The sequence below is a fragment of the Acinetobacter sp. YH18001 genome (assembly GCF_013416975.1).
Classification (GTDB): Bacteria; Pseudomonadota; Gammaproteobacteria; order Pseudomonadales; family Moraxellaceae; genus Acinetobacter; species Acinetobacter pseudolwoffii.
Window position 1 is genome coordinate 1 of the sequence record NZ_VPEU01000122.1, and the last position, 1,797, is coordinate 1,797.

The following is a 1,797-nucleotide window of genomic DNA, read 5'->3' on the forward strand; positions in this document are numbered from 1 at the left end:
TAAATCAATTATTTAAGCTAAATCATAAAGTTATTTAAAGATAAAATTAAGAAACATCAATTTTTAGTGGAGATTTTGCCACTTTAACTATTATTAAAGGTATAGATATGCTTAAACAAAGTATCAGCTTTCTCTAGGAAATAAAGATAAGTTTGACGGTTTTATTTGTTCAACTGACCAACAAAAAAAAGACTTATTAGAGCGCTTTGGGAGGGATTTGCAGATATGGGTAATTCCACCTGCTTATTCAGAAACTCAAGATCATCAAGGGGAGGTTATACTAGAAAATCGATTCAGGATTATTTCTGTTGGCCGATACTATGTTGAAAAAAGGTTACATCATATTATTGAAGCGGTTGAGTTATTAAAAGAAGATTACCCAAATATTCAACTTGATCTATATGGTTTTGGTGACGCACGCGATAACTTTGTATATGAAAAAAAAATCAGACAATATGTCCTTGATCATCAACTGGAGAAAAATGTTCACTTTAAAGGCTATGTACAAAATATTTTAGACCATATCGCTGAAGCAACGGTATCTGTTGTGACAAGCACCCTTGAAGGGTTTTGTATAGGGATATTAGATAGTTTAGCTGTGGGTACCCCAGTGGTGGCTTATGACATCAAATATGGCCCTAATGAAATAATTGAAGATGAATATTCAGGGTACTTAGTAGAAGATGGGGATATTGAAGCATTAGCATTAGCGATAGAGAAGACTCTTTTAAATAATGTTATGCGAGATAATGCAAAAGAGTCTGCTAAAAAATATTCACTTGAATTAAATAAACAAAAATGGATGAACCATTTATTGGAATTAAGCAATGTTTAATGTCATTGTAAAAAAAAATGAACAAGAAACTGATTATTCGTATGCGAATAATATTGATTTTAATAACTTAAATCAGGGGTTGGGGCCACTTTTTGTACTATACATAGTCTTTGATCTACTGGAAAGTCGAAAAATCAGCATTGATGATGTTATAGAGGTTAATGATATCGCGCTGAAAGAGAAAGGTAAGGGAGTAGTTGGTTATCAAAGAACAGACACAATTAGCTTATTACAAGTCCTTAGTAATTTTAAAGTTACAGCAGGTGTAGACTCGTTATTTTTATTGGCAAACCATGTCTATATAAAAACACAAAAGAAAATGAGTGAATATTTTAATGATTTAATATTACAATATGGCCTAAACCAAGGTTGTGCACTTAATTTATCAGGTAAATCAAACTCTAAACTAAAGCAAGTGTATAGCTTAAAAGATGTTGAAGTGATTGCAATACTCCTTACTCGTATTAATCCTTTTTATAAAAATGTACTTAGTTTAAGTAAAATATTTTATAAAGGGAAAAACTTTTTCGCAAATACCTATTTACTAGATTTAAATAAAATCACATATTTTTTTAGTTTTTTGAATGTATCAATTGCTTGGCATCAAACTAGTTTTAATACTTTTACCATCATTATAAGTCAAGGGCTTAATCAAGTATTTCAACAGGATTCTGTTATTGAGCGAATTCTACTTAATCAACCTCTAGATGTAATAGCAAATATTGAAATTAATACAGAATTGAATAAATCTAATGTTGTAATGAATATTATTGGTGATACGTATTTAGGCGAGTACTATACAGAAAGACGTCGCAAGAGACAAAATTCCTTTGATCCTTTAATTCAGATTGAAAATGATGAAGCTGACAATGATGACAGTTTTGAATACGTCAGCTAAATCGACCCAAAGCAGAGTTTAGGCTCTGCTTTTTAGCTTTTCAAAGTATCGGGATTGAGTTCAA

2 protein-coding genes are annotated in these 1,797 nt (G+C 30.8%); both read left to right on the forward strand.

Features of this window, described 5'->3' with window-relative positions; genetic code table 11:
- The first annotated feature begins 217 nt into the window (after positions 1 to 217).
- Positions 218 to 835, forward strand: coding sequence for a glycosyltransferase (locus tag FTV48_RS14675; protein ID WP_180000768.1), 618 nt, complete (start codon positions 218 to 220; stop codon positions 833 to 835).
- Positions 828 to 1,733: a hypothetical protein gene (locus FTV48_RS14680; RefSeq protein ID WP_180000769.1), complete on the forward strand. Its 906-nt coding sequence runs from the start codon at positions 828 to 830 to the stop codon at positions 1,731 to 1,733. The genes FTV48_RS14675 and FTV48_RS14680 overlap by 8 nt, the downstream gene beginning before the upstream one ends.
- Positions 1,734 to 1,797 lie beyond the last annotated feature (64 nt).